Source organism: Nonomuraea sp. NPDC049309, from assembly GCF_043196965.1.
In the GTDB taxonomy this organism is placed as follows: Bacteria; Actinomycetota; Actinomycetes; order Streptosporangiales; family Streptosporangiaceae; genus Nonomuraea; species Nonomuraea fastidiosa.
The window spans coordinates 1-17,709 of the sequence record NZ_JBICSH010000010.1; the positions used below are offsets into that span (position 1 = coordinate 1).

Here is a 17,709-nt window from a genome sequence, read left to right on the forward strand (position 1 = left end):
AAGCACGCCGCCAGCGTTCGTCCTGAGCCAGGATCAAACTCTCCAAACAATGTCTGGAAAACAATCCCAGCCGACACCCGATCAAGGGTGTCAACCAAAAGGAATCCACGTCATGGAAACATGACGGGGTAATGCATCATGCACTGGCTTTTAGCACACTGTTGAGTTCTCAAGAAACGGACGCGTGCATCCGCACCAGAATCCTTGAGGGACCCTAGTGCGCGAGGCGCACACTTCGTTTCCTCCAGATTACCCGATCCGGACGATCCTTGTCAAACCGCCCGTTCCGGGATCTTCCGGACTCGCCTCTCTCCGAGGCAACCCTGCAAACTTACTCCAACATTCGGCTCTTGTCCAACCGCACGGCGGACGCAACCCGAAGATCGGGGTTCGTTCACTGGGATGTCAGAGCCGAGCGGCCCTGCGGTTCAAAACTCTAGCAGCCTCAGAGACCGGGAAGGTCCATCTCCGGTAACAAATGGACCTTCCCGGTGCCCGTACGGTCTAAACGCCCAGAGCGGCGAGCTGCGCCTCGAGGCGCTCGATGTCCGCGGACGCCTGCTCGGCACGCGCCTTGACCTTGGCCACCACTTCCTGCGGCGCCTTGGCCATGAACTGCTCATTGCCCAGCTTGGCGGCCGCCTGCGCGGCCTCCTTACGGGCGGCCGCGAGATCCTTCTCCAGGCGCTTGCGCTCGGCCGCGACGTCGATGGCGCCGGCGGTGTCGAGCTCAACGGTCACACCGCTCACCGTCAGGCGCGCGGTGGTGCTGAACGACTCCCCGGGCTCCGTCAGGCGCAGCAGCGCGCGTATGGCGCGCTCCTGACCGGCCAGCGGCGTGCCGGACAGGCCGAGCCGTGCGGCCACCTTCTGGCCCGGCTTGAGCCCCTGATCGGAGCGGAACCGGCGGACCTCGGTGACCAGCTCCTGCAACGCCTCGATCTCCGCCTCGGCGTCCGGGTCGGTGTAGCGCGGGTCGGCCGTGGGCCACGGGGCGATCACGATCGACTCGCCGCCGGTGACCGCCCGCCACAGCTCCTCCGTCACGAACGGCACCAGCGGATGCAGCAGCCGCAGCAGCGCGTCGAGCACGTTGCCGAGCACCAGCCGGGTGTGCTCCAGGCCCTCGGCGAGCTGGATCTTGGCCAGCTCGAGGTACCAGTCGCACACCTCGTCCCAGGCGAAGTGGTAGAGCAGGTCGGAGACCTTGGCGAACTCGAACTCCTCGAACGCCGCGTCGGCCTGGGTGATGACGGCCTGCAGCCGCGACAGGATCCACCGGTCGGCCGCCGTCAGCTCGGCGCCCTCCAGCGAGCCCACGGCGGCGCCGTTCATCAGAGCGAACCGGGTGGCGTTCCAGATCTTGTTGCAGAAGTTGCGCGAGCCGGCCGCCCACTCCTCGCTCACCGCGACGTCGGCGCCGGGGTTGGCACCGCGCAGCAGCGTGAAGCGGGTGGCGTCGGCACCGAAGCGCTCGACCCAGTCGAGCGGGTCGACGACGTTGCCGAACGACTTCGACATCTTCTTGCCGTACTGGTCGCGGACCATGCCGTGCAGCGCGACGACGCGGAACGGCGGCTCGCCGTCCATCGCGTACAGGCCGAACATCATCATCCTGGCGACCCAGAAGAAGAGGATGTCGTAGCCCGTGACCAGCACCGAGGTCGGGTAGAAGCGCTCCAGGTCGGGCGTGCGGTCGGGCCAGCCCAGCGTGGAGAACGGCCACAGGCCCGACGAGAACCAGGTGTCGAGGACGTCGGGGTCCTGGACGTAGCCGGCGGGCGGCTCCTCGTCGGGGCCGACGCAGACCACCTCGCCGTTCGGGCCGTACCAGACCGGGATGCGGTGGCCCCACCAGAGCTGGCGCGAGATGCACCAGTCGTGCATGTCGTCGACCCAGTCGAAGTAGCGCTTGGCCATCTCCGGCGGGTGGATGCGGGTACGGCCGTCGCGCACGGCGTCGCCGGCGGCCTTGGCCAGCGGCGCGACGTTGACGAACCACTGCAACGACAGCCGCGGCTCGACCACCGTCTTGCAGCGCGAGCAGTGGCCGACGGAGTGGAGGTACGGCCGCTTCTCCTCGACGATCTTGCCTTCGGCGCGCAGCGCGGCCACCACCGCGGGACGCGCCTCGAACCGGTCGAGCCCCTCGAAAGGACCGTGCGCGGTGATCACGCCGCGCTCGTCCATGATGGCGATCGACGGCAGGTCGTGGCGGCGGCCGATCTCGAAGTCGTTGGGGTCGTGGGCGGGCGTCACCTTCACCGCGCCGGTGCCGAACTCGGGATCGACGTGCTCGTCGGCGACCACCGGGATCATGCGGCCGGTCAGCGGCACCTCGACCATGGTCCCGACCAGGTGGGCGTACCGCTCGTCCGACGGGTGAACGGCCACGGCGGTGTCGCCGAGCATGGTCTCGGCGCGCGTGGTGGCCACCACGATCTCGTCGGAGTAGCGGATGGAGACGAGCTCGCCTTCGTCCTCGCTGTGCTCGACCTCGATGTCGGAGAGCGCGGTCAGGCAGCGCGGGCACCAGTTGATGATGCGCTCGGCGCGGTAGATCAGCCCGTCGTCGAAGAGCTTCTTGAAGATGGTCTGTACGGCCCGCGACAGCCCGGTGTCCATGGTGAACCGCTCGCGCGACCAGTCCACGCCGTCGCCGAGCTTGCGCATCTGGCCGAGGATGCGGCCGCCGGACTCTTCCTTCCACTCCCAGACGCGCTTGACGAACGCGTCGCGCCCGAGGTCGTGGCGGGACTTGCCCTCCTTGGCCAGCTCACGCTCGACCACGTTCTGGGTCGCGATGCCCGCGTGGTCCGTCCCAGGGAGCCAGAGCGTCTCGTAGCCCCGCATGCGGGCACGGCGCGTCAGCGCATCCTGGATGGAGTGGTCGAGTGCGTGGCCGATGTGCAGCACGCCCGTGACGTTGGGCGGCGGCAGGACGATGGTGTACGGCTCGCGCGAGCTGCCCGGGTCGGCGCGGAAGTAGCCTTCGGATACCCAGCGCTCGTAGCTGCGGGTCTCGACGTCGGCCGGTGTGTATTGGGTGGGCAGCTCTGGCGTTGTCACAGCATCCAATTCTAGGGAGACGGAAAAGCGGAACGCCCCATGGTTCATGACCACGGGGCGTCGGCGGTGCCGGCTGCGCTGCCGGAGGCTGCGCTCAGGCCGACTTCTCGCGCGGCGTGCGCTGCTGCTTGGCGGCGAGCTGGTCGCGCGGTACGAGGGTCGGGATCGCGTGTTCGAGCACCGACTCGCGGGTGATGACGACCCTGGCGACGTCCTGTCTGGAGGGCACCTCGTACATGACGGACTGGAGCACCTCCTCCAGGATGGCGCGCAGGCCGCGGGCGCCGGTGCCGCGCAGGATCGCCTGGTCGGCGATGGCCTCGAGGGCTCCGTCGGTGAACTCCAGCTCCACGCCGTCGAGCTCGAGCAGCTTGCGGTACTGCTTGACCAGCGCGTTGCGGGGCTCGGTGAGGATCTGGATGAGGGCCTCGCGGTCGAGGTTGTGCACCGAGGTGATGACCGGGAGCCGGCCGACGAACTCGGGGATCATGCCGAACTTCAGCAAATCCTCCGGCATCACGTCGGCGAAGATGTCGGCGGTGTCGACCTCTTCCTTCGACCGGATGATCGCGTTGAAGCCGATGCCCTTCTTGCCGATGCGCGACTCGATGATCTTTTCCAGGCCGGCGAACGCACCACCGCAGATGAACAGCACGTTGGTGGTGTCGATCTGGATGAACTCCTGGTGCGGGTGCTTGCGCCCGCCCTGCGGAGGCACCGATGCGGTGGTGCCCTCCAAGATCTTCAGCAGCGCCTGCTGCACGCCCTCACCGGAGACGTCGCGCGTGATCGACGGGTTTTCGCTCTTGCGGGCGATCTTGTCGACCTCGTCGATGTAGATGATGCCGGTCTCGGCCTTCTTGACGTCGTAGTCGGCGGCCTGGATGAGCTTGAGGAGGATGTTCTCGACGTCCTCGCCGACGTATCCCGCCTCGGTGAGCGCGGTGGCGTCGGCGATGGCGAAGGGCACGTTGAGCATCTTCGCCAGCGTCTGCGCCAGCAGCGTCTTGCCCGACCCCGTGGGCCCGAGCAGCAGGATGTTGCTCTTGGCCAGCTCGAGGCCGTCGTCTCTGCCCCGGTCTCCCGACTGCACCCGCTTGTAGTGGTTGTACACCGCTACCGAGAGAGCCTTCTTCGCCTTGTCCTGACCGATGACGTAGGCGTCGAGGAACTCGTAGATCTCCCTCGGCTTGGGCAGGTTGTCCCACTTGAGCTCGGAGGACTCGCTCAGCTCCTCCTCGATGATCTCGTTGCAGAGATCGATGCACTCATCGCAGATGTAGACGCCTGGACCGGCAATGAGCTTCTTGACTTGCTTCTGGCTCTTTCCGCAGAAAGAGCACTTCAGCAGGTCTCCCCCGTCGCCGATGCGTGCCACCCCAGATACTCCTTTGCGTGGGACCGCCCTGCTCACGAGAGCAGTGTCTCCGGACATCCTCCGGACTAGGCCGAACCGCTCAGGTTTCGACGTTACCGTCTTCTGGGCCCTCAGTGAGCCCCCTAGCGGCGAGTCGCACCGGAACGTGCCCTATAGGGCAGCGCCCCGGTGCGTCACGTCTCGTCTAGGAAGCGACGGCCTGAGCTCGCTTCTTCCTGGACGGGATGATGTCATCGATCAGACCATACGCCTTTGCCTCGACCGCGTTGAGAATTTTGTCGCGTTCGATGTCCTTGCGGATCTGGGCGGAGGTCTTGCCCGTGTGGTTCGCGATGATGTCCTCGAGCAGCGTGCGCATGCGCAGGATCTCGCGGGCCTGGATCTCGATGTCGCTTCCCTGGCCACCGCCCTCGGTGGACGGCTGGTGGATCAGCACCCGGGCGTTGGGGAGCGCGAACCGCTTGCCCGGGGTGCCGCCGGCCAGCAGCACGGCCGCGGCGGACGCGGCCTGGCCGAGGCAGACGGTCTGGATCTCCGGCCGGACGAACTGCATCGTGTCGTAGATCGCCGTCATGGCGGTGAAGGAGCCGCCGGGCGAGTTGATGTAGATGCTGATGTCACGGTCGGGGTCGAGCGACTCCAGCGTCAGCAGCTGGGCCATCACGTCGTTGGCCGACGCGTCGTCGATCTGCACTCCGAGGAAGATGATGCGGTCCTCGAAGAGCTTGTTGTAGGGGTTCATCTCCTTCACGCCGTACGACGTGCGCTCGACGAAGGAGGGGAGAACGTAACGGCTCTGGATGTTCATGTCAGCTCCCCCTAGGAAACCGGGCCCGCGGAGGGCACCTGACGCGCACTGCGCACCACGTGGTCGATGAAGCCGTAGTCCTTGGCCTCCTCGGCCGTGAACCAGCGATCGCGGTCGGAGTCGGCCTCGATCTGCTCCACCGGCTGCCCGGTGTGGTAGGCGATCCGCTCGGCCAGCGTCTTCTTCACATAAAGCATTTGCTCGGCCTGGATGGCGATGTCGGCGGCGGTACCGCCGATGCCGCCGGACGGCTGGTGCATCATCACCCGGGCGTGGGGAAGAGCGTAACGCTTGCCCTTGGCCCCGGCCGTGAGGAGGAACTGCCCCATCGATGCCGCCATGCCCATGACCACGGTGGACACGTCGTTAGGCACGTATTCCATCATGTCGTAGATGGCCATGCCGGCGCTGACGGAGCCGCCTGGCGAGTTGATGTAGAGCGTGATGTCGCGCTCGGGGTCGTCGGCAGCGAGCAGCAGCAACTCGGCGCAGATGCGGTTGGCGATCTCGTCGTTGACCTCCTGCCCGAGCACGATGATGCGCTCCCGGAGCAGGCGCTGGTAGAGCTGGTCCTCAAGCCGGAAGGCGGAGCCGTTCTCACGGCCTCGAGACTCAGGCTGATAGAAGGTCGGCGGGCTGGTCACAGCGTCACCTTCCGATGCGTCGTAATCGATTGGCTTTGCTTGTGACCTTAACGCGAGCCGCCTACAGCTCATGCCCGGTCCCCGGCGCTGTTCGCTGACGGCGCAGGTTCGGGCGGCGTGGCGGCTGTCCTCCGATGCGGCTTTCGTTGCCGTACGAGGTTTAACGCCCGCGCATCGAGGGCCGGCGCGGGAATCACGCCGACCGGCGCTGGGAGCGCTCAGGCGGCCTCTGAGAGCAGTCGCGCGCCCGGGACGGCTCTCGTACGCCCCGCGCGCCCGCGATGCGCGCTGGGCCCGCTCAGCGTCCGGCACGGACCCCGGGCATGGGAAAGCCCCCGGGACGCGCCCCGGGGGCTTTCTCGAAGCCGGATGAGGCGTCAGGCCTCGGACTTGGCCTCCTCGGAGGACTCGGCCTCCTCCTGGACGACCTCTTCACCGTTGATCTCGGTGTAGATGGCCTTGAGGTCGACCTCGTTGCCGTTGGTGTCGACGACCTTGGCGGCGTCGCCCAGGACGGACTTGGCCTTGTCGCGCACGATCTCGACCATGGCCAGCGTGAGCTGGTCGTTGTCGGCGAGGTGCTTGGCCAGGTCGTTGGGCTGGACGCCCATCTCCATGGCGCGGCGCACGACGAAGTTGGTCAGCTCCTGCTCGGAGACGCCCAGCTCCTCGGCCTTGACGATCTTGTCGAGCACGAAGCCGACCTTGATGGCGCGCGCGGAGTTCTTCTCGAACTCGGCGAAGCGCTCCTCCTCCGTCGTCTGGTAGAGGCGGAAGAAGGCCTCGCGGCTGAGGCCGCTCTCGGCGATCTGGTGGTCGAGGTTGTGCTTGCGGGCGTCGATCTCGGCCTTGAGCGCGCTCTCGGGGATCGGGATGTCGATCTTCTCGAGCAGCGCGTCGAGCGCCTTCTCGCGAGCCTGGACGACCTGGTCGATCAGCTTGTTGCGGCGGGCCTGCTCGCGGATGCTGGCCTTGAGCTCCTCGAGCGTGTCGAACTCGCTGGCGAGCTGGGCGAACTCGTCGTCGAGGTCGGGCAGGACCTTCTCCTTGACCGACTTGACGTTGATGATGACGTCGGCCTCCTCGCCGGCGTTCTTGCCGCCGACCAGCTCGGTCTTGAAGCTCTTCTCCTCGCCCGCGGACATGCCCTGGAGCGCGTCGTCGAGGCCCTGCAGCACGGAGCCGGCGCCGACCTCGTACGAGACCTCGTTGGCCTGCTGCTCCTCGATGTTGACGCCGTCGATCTCGGCGCGCAGGTCCATGACGACGAAGTCGCCGTTGGCGGCCGGGCGGTCGACGCCGGTGAGCGTGGCGAACCGCTGGCGCAGCGCGTCGAGCTGGGCGTCGACGTCTTCGTCGGAGACCTCGGCGGAGTCGACCGTGACCTCGATGCCCTGGTAGTCGGGGACCTCGAAGTTGGGCCGGATGTCGACCTCGGCGGTGAACTCGATCTGCTCACCGTCGTCGATCTTGGTGACTTCGATGTCCGGCTGGCTGACCGGGAACACGTCCACCTCGTCGACGGCCTGGCCGTACAGCTTGGGCACCGCGTCGTTGAGGGTCTCCTCCAGCACTACCGCCCGGCCGAAGCGCTGCTCGATGATGCGGGCCGGAACCTTGCCAGGCCGGAACCCGGGGACGCGCACCTGCTGCGCGACCTTCTTGTACGCCGCATCCATGCTCGGGCGCAGCTCGTCGAACGGCACCTCGACAGTGAGCTTGACCCGGGTCGGGCTGAGCTCCTCGACAGCGGTCTTCACGGAATGGTCTCCTTGATCAAGCTACGAGTGATCGCGGGCGCGTCCATTCGGTACGGCTCACGCGCCGCGCCCACATGAGCGGTGTTGGGCATGCTCCGCCACGGCGGCATCCAACGCCGATGGCCAGTCTAGGGCAGATGCATACCCAACCACGACGCCACCGCTTTGAGAAAACGCGATCAGAACTCGTCCGCGATCGTCCTCAGCAGCTCGATCGTCTCATCCGGGGTGGTGCTGACGGCGCACAACCGCTCCATCACCTCGGTGTATCGGTCCACGTCCTCGCGCTTGTCCAGGTAGAGCGCGCTCGCCAGCTGCTCGACGTAGACGACGTCGGGCAGGTCGGTGTCGGCGAAGCGCAGAATGCTGAACGCGCCCCCTTCCGCGCTGTGCCCGCCGAAGCTGAACGGCATGATCTGGATGGTGATGTTCGGCTGGCGCATGAGGTCGATGAGGTGCTCGATCTGCGCCCGCATCACCTCGACACCGCCGATCGGCCGCCGCAGCGCGGCCTCGTCGATCACCGCCCAGAAGACGGGGCCGTCCGGCTTGTCGAAAATCTTCTGGCGCTCCAGACGGAGGTCCACCCTCCTGGCGATCTCCTCCGCCCCGATGCCCGCCGCCCCGGCGGTCACCACAGCCCGTGCGTACTCCTTGGTCTGCAACAGTCCCGGCACGAACTGGACTTCGTAGGTCCGGATCCTGGTCGCGGCCTCCTCAAGGCCGACGTACGCCTGGAACCACGTGGGCAGGACGTCGTTGAACCGGTGCCACCAGCCCGGTTCGTTGGCGGTGGCGACCAGGTCGAGCACCGCGGCGCGAGCCTCCTCGTCCACCACCCCGTACAGGGTCAGCAGGTCCGCCACGTCACGTTCTTTGAACCCCACTCGGCCGAGTTCCATCCGGCTGATCTTGGATTCCGACCCGCGGATGATGTGGCCGGCCTCCTCGCGAGTGACGTTCTTCGCTTCCCTGAGCTTGCGCAGCTGGGAGCCCAGGAGGATGCGCAGCGCCGTCGGCCCGGAACCCGGCTGGTTCTGCGTCACTTTGCCTCCTATCAAGGTCCGCACACACAGTGACACCACACCGCCAGGTATGACAAGGTCTCTGCGCGGTGTCCGATTCGGATACCAATGACCCCGAAACGCCGCTTGCGGTTGCACATTGCACCTGCACGTGCATTTGGGTCTTGCAGCTGCCGCGTTCGTGACCCATGATGGCTTAGTGCATATTGGGCCATACATGCACTGACCAAGGCTTTACGGGGAGGTATCGGCAGCATGGTGGAGGACCCTCTGGCCACTGCCGACTGCCTGCAGATCACCCGTGAGGTGGGCTTCGACCACCTGCTCATGGGCGGCAAGCCGTACACCACCTCGTGCCCGCTGCCCTTTCAGGCCGACTCGGTCAAGACCGCCCGGGACGTGACCCGCAACACGCTGCGCGGCTGGGGCCTGCACGAGCTGAGCGACGACGCCGCGCTGGTGGTCTCGGAGCTGGTCACGAACGCGGTCAGGTACGCGATGTACGCGGGCGGCAGGCACGGGATCGAGCTGCTGCTCATGCGGGTCGCGCCGCACGTGCTGCTGGCCGTGACCGACCCGAGCGACGAGGTGCCCACGCCCAAGGAGCCCGACTTCATCTCCGAGAACGGGCGCGGGCTCTACATCGTCGAGACCTACAGCCAGTGCTGGGGTTGGGACCCGCTGGCCCGCGGCGGCAAGGCGGTCTGGGCGCTCTTCCGCGCCGACGCCTGAGCGGCCGGGAAGGCCCTCACTCGCCGGTGACGCCGTCGATCCGCTCGCGCAGCAGGTCCGCGTGGCCGTTGTGGCGGGCGTACTCCTCGATCATGTGCACCAGGATGTAACGGTGGGTGCACGCGCGCCCGTTGCGGTCGCCCACCGCGTCGAGCGGCTTGGCGGCCGAGATGGCGCGGGCGCGCTCGGTCTCCTCCCGCCAGACGTCGAACGCCTCCTTCACCGAGGCGGTGTCCGCCTCCTTGAAGTCGGCGTCGTCGTCGCGGTCCTTGCCCCAGAGCCTGGGCAGGTCCTCGCCGTTGAGCACGACGCGGAACCACACGCGCTCGACGTGGGCCATGTGCCTGACCAGGCCCAGCAGGGACAGCGATGAGGGCTCCGCCGAGCGCAGGCGCAACTGCTCGTCGGTGAGCCCTGCGCAACGGCGCGGGCGGCCGCCGTCGTCCGCCACGTCTCCGGGCGGCCGTGGGGCCGCAGCGGCACGTACGCGTCCCCGTCCAGCACGCCGGAGCCCTCGGGGACGCGGCCCGGGTACGTCAGCGGCTCGGCCATGGGATCGCCGTCGAAGAGACCCATGGCCGCCATGATGCCGCTCAGCGCCCGGTGAGCCGCGACCACAGCCGCCTGGTCGACTCCCTGCGGCCCCACGCGACGACCGCGCAGAGCACGAGCACGCAGAGCGGCAGCACGCCGGAACCCCCGTTCACCAGCCACTCCGCCAGCGCCGCGCACGCCGTGAGCGCCACGAACGCCAGCCCGGCGAGCCCCGCGAGCGGCGGCACGACGAGCCCCACCGCCCCCGCCGCCTCCAGGACGCCGGTCAGATGGCGGAACCAGTCACCCCACCCGATCGCCTCGAACGTGGACTTCGCCGGCTCGGCCCCGGTGAACTTCCCGAGCGCGCTCATCACAAAGAACCCGGCCAGCACGACCTGCAGGACCCACAGGGCGACGTGAGCGACCCTGCCGCCGGTGGTGCGGCTCTGCGATGCCATCGCCATGATCTGCCTCCCCTTGATGATTCGGTACGTCCGACGCTAGGGAGGCGGGAGGCCGGGGAGAATCGCGCTGGCTGCCCGATGAGGTGGACCTACGTGCACCCTTCTGCTCAGGGACGCTGCTCGGGGCGGCCTGTCCAGGAGTGGACGCCGCCGGGGTGGAAGAGGCGGTCGTCGACGATGTGGCCGCACGCAGGAGTACGTTCACCTGACCGCCCGCAGAAGGGCACTGAAAAGGCCCTCCCCGATGCGGGAAGGGCCTTTTGCGCTGGTCGGGGCGACAGGATTTGAACCTGCGACTTCTTGCTCCCAAAGCAAGCGCGCTGCCAAGCTGCGCCACGCCCCGTCTCGCCGGTTGCACAAGCGCCCCGGGTCTCCGGTACGCTTACGCTCTGACGACCGGATGAAGTCTAGACCAGAGTTCGACCGGTTCGCGCGGACGTAGCTCAATGGTAGAGCCCTAGTCTTCCAAACTAGCTACGCGGGTTCGATTCCCGTCGTCCGCTCCAAGAGAAGGAAAGGCCAGGTCAACCCCGGTAATCGGGGAGCCTGGCCTTCTGTGTCCTCCGCGCCGGGCGAACACCGCCCGCCGTGCCGCCCGCCCCGATGCGCCACGCGCGCGGGCCCCTTCACCACCCGGAACCCGCCCTCGCGGGCTCACCGTCCCGATGGCCACGCGCGCAGGCTCCTTCCCGTCTGGAGGCGCCACGCTCGTAGGCTGGGTGGGATGCGTGCGCGACCGATCTCCCGTGAGGCTCTCGTCGAGGAGCTGGCCGAGCTGATCTGCGACCGCCCGCCCGGCGCGTACGTCCGGGTGGCGGTGGACGGCGCGCCCGCGGCGCGGCCCGAGGCGCTGGCCGACGAGCTGGTCGCGCCGGTGCGGCTGCGCGGGCGGCCGGTGATCCGGGTGTCGGCGGGCGACTTCCTGCGGCCCGCGTCGCTGCGGCTGGAGTTCGGCAGGACCGACCCCGACGTCTTCTACGACGACTGGCTGGATGTGAAGGCCCTGCGCCGGGAGGTGCTCGATCCGCTGGAGCCGGGCGGTTCCGGGCGGGTGCTGCCGGCGTTGTGGAACAGCGCGACCGACCGGGCGTACCGGCTGCCGTACGAGGAGCTGCCGCCCGGCGGGGTGGTGCTCATCGACGGGACGCTGCTGCTGGGGCGGGGGCTGGCGTTCGAGGTGAGCGTGCACCTGTGGCTGTCGCCGGGCGCGCTCGAACGCGGCACGCCGGAGGAGGACCGGTGGCGGCTGCCCGCCTACGAGCGGTACGAGCGCGAGGCCGCCCCGCAGCACAGCGCTGACGTGGTGGTGCGAGCCGACCATCCGGCGCGGCTCGCGGTGCTGATGCCCGGCGGTACTGGAACGCGGGCAGGCGACGTCGCACACTGAGGCGATGATCCCCAACAACTGGTACAACATCGTTCCGGACCTGCCCGAGCCGCCTCCGCCGCCGCTGCATCCCGGCACGCGGCAGCCCGTGGGGCCCGACGATCTCGCTCCGCTGTTCCCGATGGAGCTGATCGCGCAGGAGGTGAGCGGCGAGCGGTTCGTGCCGATCCCGCAGGAGGTCCTCGACGTCTACCGGCTGTGGCGGCCGACGCCGCTGATGCGGGCCCGGCGGCTGGAGAAGGAGCTGGGCACGCCGGCCAGGATCTACTACAAGTACGAGGGCGTCTCGCCCGCGGGCTCGCACAAGCCGAACACCGCGGTGCCGCAGGCGTTCTACAACGCGCGCGAGGGCGTACGGCTGCTCACCACGGAGACGGGCGCGGGCCAGTGGGGCTCGGCGCTGGCGTTCGCCTGCTCGCAGTTCGGCCTGGAGTGCCGGATCTGGATGGTCCGCGCCTCCTACGATCAGAAGCCGTACCGGCGCTCTCTCATGCAGGTGTACGGCGCGACCGTGCACGCCAGCCCCTCCCCCGTGACGAAGGCGGGCGGCAAGGTGCTGGCCGACGACCCGGACTCGCCGGGCAGCCTGGGCATCGCGATCAGCGAGGCGGTCGAGGTGGCCGCCGAGAACCACGACGCGAGGTACGCGCTCGGCTCCGTGCTCAACCACGTGCTGATGCACCAGACGGTCATCGGCGAGGAGGCGCTGGCCCAGCTGCCCGAGATGCCCGACCTGGTGATCGGGTGCACCGGCGGCGGCTCGAACTTCGCCGGCCTGGCCTTCCCGTTCCTGCGGGAGAAGCTGGCGGGGCGGCTGGAGACGGAGTTCAGGGCGGTCGAGCCGGCGGCCTGCCCGTCGTTCACGCGCGGCGTGTACGCCTACGACTTCGGCGACACGGCCGGGTTCACGCCGCTGCTGAAGATGCACACGCTGGGCCACTCGTTCGTGCCCGACCCGATCCACGCGGGCGGCCTGCGCTATCACGGCATGTCGCCGCTGCTGTCGCACATGTACGAGCTGGGCCTGTTCACGGCGGTGACCCGGTCGCAGCGGGAGTGTTTCGCCGCGGGCGTGCGCTTCGCGCGAACCGAGGGCATCCTGCCCGCGCCGGAGCCGACGCACGCGCTGGCGGAGACCATCGCGGAGGCGCTGCGGTGCAAGGAGAGCGGCGAGGAGAAGGTGCTCCTGACCGCGCTGTGCGGTCACGGGCACTTCGATCTGGCCGCCTATGAGCGCTATCTGGCGGGCGAGCTGGAGGACTACACGCTGCCGCAGGAGCGCCTCGACCAGGCGCTCACCGAACTCCCCGGTTGACGGGCCCGGTCGGACGAGCGGGTGGCCGCGTCCTGCGGCCACCCCGCCGTCATCGCGCGGTCGGGCGCTTGCCGTGGTTCGCCTTCTTCTTCTTGCGTGCCCTGCCCTTACGTGCGCGCTTTGCCATGAGCTCGCCTCCCGTTGATCGGCTCCTGTGACCGGCCCAGTGACCGGCCCGGTGATCGGCCCAGTGATCGGCCCAGTGATCGACACTGCTTCTGACTCAACGTCTCCCCACACGGTGACCGGCGCAAGCGCTCCGCACGAACTAACATTCCTCAACATGTCCATGTCATAATTTGGTGGAATGTGTTGGAAGGAGCGGGTGTGCTCGCACAGCAGCGTCAGCAGGCGATCCTCGAACGCGTCCGCAGGCTCGGCGGCGTGCGAGTGGCCGACCTCGTACGCGAACTCGGCGTCTCCGACATGACCATCCGGCGCGACCTGGAGGTGCTGGCCGAGCGCGGCCTGCTGGAGAAGGTGCACGGCGGAGCCACCGCCCTCGGCCCCGGCTCGACCGAGGAGCCCGGCTTCACCGCCAAGTCGGCCAGGCAGCAGCAGGAGAAGGAGGCCATCGCCAAGCGCGCGGCCATGCTCGTCCGCCCCGGCACCGCCGTGGCGCTGTCGGCCGGCACCACCACGTGGGCGCTGGCGCACCACCTCATCGGCGTGCCCGAGCTGACCGTGATCACCAACTCGATCCCGGTCGCCGAGGTCTTCCATCGCAACCCGCGCGCCGACCGTACGGTCGTGCTGACGGGTGGCGTGCGCACGCCGTCCGACGCGCTGGTAGGGCCGGTCGCGGTGGCCGCGATCCGCCGCCTGCACGTCGACACGCTCTTCCTCGGCGTGCACGGCATGAGCGTGCGGGCCGGGTTCACCACGCCCAACCTGCTGGAGTCGGAGACCGACAGGGAGCTGGTGGCGGCGGCGAGCCGGCTGGTCGTCCCGGCCGACCACACGAAGTGGAACACGGTGGGCATCAGCACGATCGCCGAGCTGGACGAGGCCGACGTGGTCGTCAGCGACGCGGGCCTGCCGGAGGAAGCACGTACGGAGCTGGCCGAACGGGCCGGCGAACTGATCATCGCGGAGGGCTCGTCGTGAAGCGCACCATCACCCATCTCGCCGACGGCCGGGAGCTGATCTACTTCGACCGGCGCGACGACGCGGACAGGAGCGCGATCGACCGGCGCCGGCTCGACCCCCGGCCGCCGGCCTCGGAGCTGCGCTACGACCCGCTGACCGAGGAGTGGATCGCGATCGCGGGGCACCGGCAGACGCGGACGTTCCTGCCGACCGGCGGCACGGCCGAGTGCCCGCTGTGCCCATCGTCGGACGAGCGCGCGACGGAGATCCCCTCCTACGACTACGACGTGGTCGTGTTCGAGAACCGCTTCCCCTCCTTCTCCGGAAATTTCGGCACTTATGAGCCTGTGGGGGGCCTGAGCGAGGTCCGTCCGGGCGTGGGGCGCTGCGAGGTGGTGTGCTTCACCTCCGACCACGACTCCTCCTTCTCCGCGCTCTCCGACGAGCAGGTGGTGCTGGTCATGGAGGCGTGGGCCGACCGTACGGCGGAGCTGTCCGGCATCGAGGGCGTCGAGCAGGTCTTCTGCTTCGAGAACCGGGGCGCGGAGATCGGCATCACCATCGCGCACCCGCATGGGCAGATCTACGCCTACCCGTACGTCACGCCGAGGACGAAGCTGCAGCTCGGGGCCGCCGAGCGCTACAAGGGCCCGGGGAACCTCTTCGCCGACGTGCTGGCCGCCGAGCGGGCCGAGGGCACGCGGGTGGTCGCCTCCAACGAGCTGTGGACGGCCTTCGTGCCGGCCGCCGCGCGCTGGCCGTTCGAGGTGCACATCTATCCGCACCGGCAGGTGCCGGACCTGGCGGCGCTCACGGATGCGGAGCGCGCCGCGTTCGCCCCGCTCTACACCTCGGTGCTGCGGGCGTTCGACGGGCTGTTCGGGATCGTCATGCCGTACATCTCGGCCTGGCACCAGGCGCCGGTGCGCACGGGGCGCGACCTCGCGTACCTGCACCTGGAGCTGTTCTCCATCCGGCGGGCGCCGAACAAGCTCAAGTATCTGGCGGGCTCGGAGTCGGCGATGGGGGCGTTCGTGAACGACGTGCGCCCCGAGGAGGCGGCCCGGATGATTCGATCACAGATCGATCACTAATAGATTTCTACTTAAGGTCGCATGACTCGTGATCTACCACTAATATCCCCATATGCATCGCCCGTAACACGGCTGATGCCCGCCTAATCCCGGGCGCGTCGCCCGGGAGCCGGGGACCCAACCGCGCCTTGGGGTGAATCCGCTACGGCGGTAGGGAGCGACTCCCATGCCCGAACCCGTCAGCTAACCCGGCCGGCAGAGGGAGAGGAACTCATACGTGGCGGCTTCGTCCCCCGCGAAACTTGCCATCGGTCTCATCGCCGCCGCCGCCATCGCCGTCCTCCCGGCGCACGCGGCGACGGCCGCCCCGAAACCGACGGAGTCCGAGCTCCGCGCCCAGCTCAAGCAGCTCAACAACAAGGTCGACAAGCTCATCGAGAAGTACAACCTCAAGCGCGTCGAGCTGGCCAAGGCACAGGAAGCCGCCAAAGCCGCGCAGGCCAAGCTGACCGCGGCCGAGCAGACGCTCGCCGCCGCCGAGCAGCGCGTCGCCGAGATCGCCCGCCTGCGCTACCAGAACATCGACCCGTCGCTGCCCGGCTTCATGATGCCGGGCGACGCCGGCACCGCCGCCCTCCTCGAACAGCTCACCGCCGAACAGCAGGCCGTCGTGGCGAGCGTCGCCAAGGCCCGCGACGAACGCAAGAAGGCCAGCGACGAGGCCGCCGCGCTCACCGCCAAGATCAAGAAGGACGCGGCGGAGGTGGCCAGGCAGCGCCGCGAGGCCGAAGGCGTCATCAGCGACATCGAGAAGAAGCTGCGCGACCTCGTGCCGGTCGCCACCGGCCGCAGGTCCAACGGCACCTGGGCGCCCGAACTGCCCGGCGGGCCCGACAACATCACCCCGCGCACGCGGCTGATGAAGCAGCAGATCGAGAAGAACTTCGCGCTGCCGTACACGGTGGGCTGCTTCCGCGCGGGCTCCAGCGGCGAACACCCGCTCGGCCGCGCCTGCGACTTCATGATGAGCACCGGCGGCACCCTGCCGACGCCCGCCAACAACGCGCTCGGCGACCGCATCGCCGAGTGGGCGCTGCAGAACAAGGACAAGCTCGGCGTGAAGTACGTGATCTGGAAGCAGCGCATCAACTCCGGCACCGGCTGGCGCGCGATGGCCGACCGCGGCAGCATCACCGAGAACCACTACGACCACGTGCACATCTCGATGAACTGAAAGTAGGGGATATTGCATCTGATGATGGATATCCACAAGTTGAGGGCGTTTGTACGGCAGTAGCCCTGGTCTTGGGGGCTGTCCAGTAGACGGTGTAACGCTGCGTGAGTTGTTTCAGCGGGTGGTAGGTGTCAGGCGGCCTTCGAAGGTGATGGCGAAGGCGTTCAAGGCGGTTTTCCAGCGAGTGATCCAGCGTTTGCGGCCTTTGCCGGTCGGGTCCAGGCTCATGATCGCCATGTAGACGCATGTGAGGGCGGCCTGCTCATTGGGGAAGTGGCCGCGGGCGTTGACCGCCCGCCGGATGCGTGCGTTGACCGATTCGATGGCGTTGGTCGAGCAGATCACCCGCCGGATCTCGGCCTCGAAGGACAGAAAGGGCACGAACTCGGCCCAGGCGTCCTCCCACAGCTTCACGATCGCCGGGTATCTGCCGCCCCAGGCCTCGGCGAACTCCATGAAGCGCTCCAGTGCGGCTGCCCCGGTCGCAGCGGTGCAGACGGGCTTGAGCGCACGAGCGATGGCGTCCCCGTGCCGGCGGGCGGCGTACCGGAACGAGGCGCGCCACAGCCCGAGGATGTCGCGCTCGCCGTCGACGGCGACCGCCAGGGCGAGGGAGATGGGCCGGTTGGCGACCTGCCCGTCGCGCAGCTTGACGTGGATGGCGTCGATGAAGATCACCGGGCAGACGGGATCCAGTGGCCGGTTCTGCCATTCGGCCATGCCCGCCAGCACCTTGCCGGTGATGGCCGAGATGGTCTGCTTGGACACCTCGGCGCCGTAGACCTCGGCCAGGTGAGCGGAGATCTCCCCGGTGGTCAGCCCCCTCGGCGGCCAGGGAGATGACCATCTCGTCCACCCCGGACAGGCGCCGCTGCCGCTTGCGCACGATCTTCGGCTCGAAGCTGCCGTCCCGGTCGCGGGGCACGCTGATCTCCACCGGCCCGACATCGGCGATGACCGTCTTGGAGCGTGTGCCGTTACGGGCGTTGCCGTTGCCGTCGCTGCGCTGGCGTTTGCCGTAGCCGAGGTGGTCGGTGAGCTCGCCCTCGAGCGCGGACTCCAGCACCAGCTTGGTCAGCCCGCCCCAGCAGCCCGTTCTCCCCGACCAGGTCCATGCTGGGCGCGGGCCTGCTGGATGAGCTCGGTGACGAGCTCGCGATGAGCGTCGTCGACGTGCTTGTGCGCCACCTCGGTGTCCTCAGGCGCGGGAGGGCGCTGTTCTGAGCGGATGCC

Annotated in this window: 15 protein-coding genes, 2 tRNA genes, 1 pseudogene and 1 riboswitch; of the genes and pseudogenes, 7 read left to right on the plus strand and 11 right to left on the minus strand. The window is 68.4% G+C overall.

The features are described 5' to 3' along the window. Nucleotides 1-504 precede the first annotated feature (504 nt). The 6 genes from ACGFIM_RS38015 to ACGFIM_RS38040 all read right to left on the minus strand — a co-directional run bounded on the left by ACGFIM_RS38015 (nt 505) and on the right by ACGFIM_RS38040 (nt 8,705). Nucleotides 505-3,117, minus strand: coding sequence for a valine--tRNA ligase (locus ACGFIM_RS38015; protein ID WP_393211293.1), 2,613 nt, complete (start codon nt 3,115-3,117; stop codon nt 505-507). Nucleotides 3,118-3,163: 46 nt separating this feature from the next. Then, nucleotides 3,164-4,447, minus strand: a complete 1,284-nt coding sequence (clpX, locus tag ACGFIM_RS38020) for an ATP-dependent Clp protease ATP-binding subunit ClpX (protein WP_138691280.1) — start codon at nt 4,445-4,447, stop codon at nt 3,164-3,166. Between the two features lie 184 nt (nt 4,448-4,631). After that, the gene (locus tag ACGFIM_RS38025) at nt 4,632-5,255 is read right to left on the minus strand and encodes an ATP-dependent Clp protease proteolytic subunit (protein WP_364057652.1); all 624 of its coding nucleotides are present in this window, start codon (nt 5,253-5,255) and stop codon (nt 4,632-4,634) included. Between the two features lie 11 nt (nt 5,256-5,266). Continuing rightward, nucleotides 5,267-5,899, minus strand: coding sequence for a ClpP family protease (locus ACGFIM_RS38030; protein WP_393211298.1), 633 nt, complete (start codon nt 5,897-5,899; stop codon nt 5,267-5,269). Nucleotides 5,900-6,276: 377 nt separating this feature from the next. After that, entirely contained in the window at nt 6,277-7,659 is a 1,383-nt protein-coding gene (gene tig, locus ACGFIM_RS38035; protein WP_393211301.1) for a trigger factor, read from the minus strand. 179 nt (nt 7,660-7,838) lie between these two features. Continuing rightward, entirely contained in the window at nt 7,839-8,705 is an 867-nt protein-coding gene (locus tag ACGFIM_RS38040; RefSeq protein ID WP_393211304.1) for a helix-turn-helix domain-containing protein, read from the minus strand. Between the two features lie 234 nt (nt 8,706-8,939). Between ACGFIM_RS38040 and ACGFIM_RS38045 the strand changes: the two genes are divergently transcribed. Next, nucleotides 8,940-9,416: an ATP-binding protein gene (locus tag ACGFIM_RS38045; protein WP_393211307.1), complete on the plus strand. Its 477-nt coding sequence runs from the start codon at nt 8,940-8,942 to the stop codon at nt 9,414-9,416. 16 nt (nt 9,417-9,432) lie between these two features. On the opposite strand, the gene ACGFIM_RS38050 is transcribed toward ACGFIM_RS38045, so the two are convergent. The 3 genes from ACGFIM_RS38050 to ACGFIM_RS38060 form a co-directional block, all read right to left on the minus strand. Beyond that, nucleotides 9,433-9,867 (minus strand): DinB family protein, encoded by a 435-nt coding sequence (locus ACGFIM_RS38050; protein ID WP_393211310.1) that lies wholly within the window; start codon nt 9,865-9,867, stop codon nt 9,433-9,435. A 142-nt stretch (nt 9,868-10,009) separates the two neighbouring features. Continuing rightward, the gene (locus ACGFIM_RS38055; RefSeq protein WP_393211313.1) at nt 10,010-10,417 is read right to left on the minus strand and encodes a DoxX family protein; all 408 of its coding nucleotides are present in this window, start codon (nt 10,415-10,417) and stop codon (nt 10,010-10,012) included. Nucleotides 10,418-10,683: 266 nt separating this feature from the next. Next, a tRNA-Pro gene (locus ACGFIM_RS38060) sits at nt 10,684-10,760 on the minus strand. A gap of 89 nt (nt 10,761-10,849) precedes the next feature. Between ACGFIM_RS38060 and ACGFIM_RS38065 the strand changes: the two genes are divergently transcribed. From ACGFIM_RS38065 to ACGFIM_RS38075, 3 genes are all read left to right on the plus strand, one after another. Further along, nucleotides 10,850-10,923 (plus strand) — tRNA-Gly (locus ACGFIM_RS38065). A gap of 218 nt (nt 10,924-11,141) precedes the next feature. Next, nucleotides 11,142-11,804, plus strand: a complete 663-nt coding sequence (locus tag ACGFIM_RS38070; protein ID WP_393211316.1) for a uridine kinase — start codon at nt 11,142-11,144, stop codon at nt 11,802-11,804. Between the two features lie 4 nt (nt 11,805-11,808). Continuing rightward, nucleotides 11,809-13,119, plus strand: a complete 1,311-nt coding sequence (locus tag ACGFIM_RS38075) for a TrpB-like pyridoxal phosphate-dependent enzyme (protein ID WP_393211318.1) — start codon at nt 11,809-11,811, stop codon at nt 13,117-13,119. A 49-nt stretch (nt 13,120-13,168) separates the two neighbouring features. Here the strand turns inward: ACGFIM_RS38075 and ACGFIM_RS38080 are convergent, their stop codons facing one another. Beyond that, on the minus strand, nt 13,169-13,246 hold the full coding sequence (locus ACGFIM_RS38080; protein ID WP_393211540.1) for a 50S ribosomal protein bL37: 78 nt from the start codon (nt 13,244-13,246) through the stop codon (nt 13,169-13,171). Between the two features lie 200 nt (nt 13,247-13,446). On the opposite strand from ACGFIM_RS38080, the gene ACGFIM_RS38085 reads away from it, so the two are divergent. The 3 genes from ACGFIM_RS38085 to ACGFIM_RS38095 all read left to right on the plus strand — a co-directional run bounded on the left by ACGFIM_RS38085 (nt 13,447) and on the right by ACGFIM_RS38095 (nt 16,476). Continuing rightward, on the plus strand, nt 13,447-14,226 hold the full coding sequence (locus ACGFIM_RS38085) for a DeoR/GlpR family DNA-binding transcription regulator (RefSeq protein WP_364057683.1): 780 nt from the start codon (nt 13,447-13,449) through the stop codon (nt 14,224-14,226). Beyond that, nucleotides 14,223-15,302 (plus strand): galactose-1-phosphate uridylyltransferase, encoded by a 1,080-nt coding sequence (gene galT, locus ACGFIM_RS38090; RefSeq protein ID WP_393211321.1) that lies wholly within the window; start codon nt 14,223-14,225, stop codon nt 15,300-15,302. The genes ACGFIM_RS38085 and galT overlap by 4 nt, the downstream gene beginning before the upstream one ends. A gap of 70 nt (nt 15,303-15,372) precedes the next feature. Continuing rightward, a riboswitch (cyclic di-AMP (ydaO/yuaA leader) is annotated at nt 15,373-15,514 on the plus strand. 5 nt (nt 15,515-15,519) lie between these two features. Further along, nucleotides 15,520-16,476 (plus strand): coiled-coil domain-containing protein, encoded by a 957-nt coding sequence (locus ACGFIM_RS38095; protein WP_393211324.1) that lies wholly within the window; start codon nt 15,520-15,522, stop codon nt 16,474-16,476. A gap of 114 nt (nt 16,477-16,590) precedes the next feature. Here ACGFIM_RS38095 and ACGFIM_RS38100 read toward each other — a convergent pair. Beyond that, nucleotides 16,591-17,706 (minus strand): annotated as a pseudogene (locus tag ACGFIM_RS38100) (transposase). Nucleotides 17,707-17,709 lie beyond the last annotated feature (3 nt).

What these genes read in the sequence shown, in the direction of transcription:
- ACGFIM_RS38015 (WP_393211293.1), bottom strand. Translation starts at nt 3,117, where the DNA reads ATGAACCATGGGGCGTTCCGCTTTTCCGTCTCCCTAGAATTGGATGCT.
- ACGFIM_RS38025 (WP_364057652.1), bottom strand. Translation starts at nt 5,255, where the DNA reads ATGAACATCCAGAGCCGTTACGTTCTCCCCTCCTTCGTCGAGCGCACG.
- ACGFIM_RS38045 (WP_393211307.1), top strand. Translation starts at nt 8,940, where the DNA reads ATGGTGGAGGACCCTCTGGCCACTGCCGACTGCCTGCAGATCACCCGT.
- ACGFIM_RS38055 (WP_393211313.1), bottom strand. Translation starts at nt 10,417, where the DNA reads ATGGCGATGGCATCGCAGAGCCGCACCACCGGCGGCAGGGTCGCTCAC.
- ACGFIM_RS38070 (WP_393211316.1), top strand. Translation starts at nt 11,142, where the DNA reads ATGCGTGCGCGACCGATCTCCCGTGAGGCTCTCGTCGAGGAGCTGGCC.
- ACGFIM_RS38075 (WP_393211318.1), top strand. Translation starts at nt 11,809, where the DNA reads ATGATCCCCAACAACTGGTACAACATCGTTCCGGACCTGCCCGAGCCG.
- ACGFIM_RS38080 (WP_393211540.1), bottom strand. Translation starts at nt 13,246, where the DNA reads ATGGCAAAGCGCGCACGTAAGGGCAGGGCACGCAAGAAGAAGAAGGCG.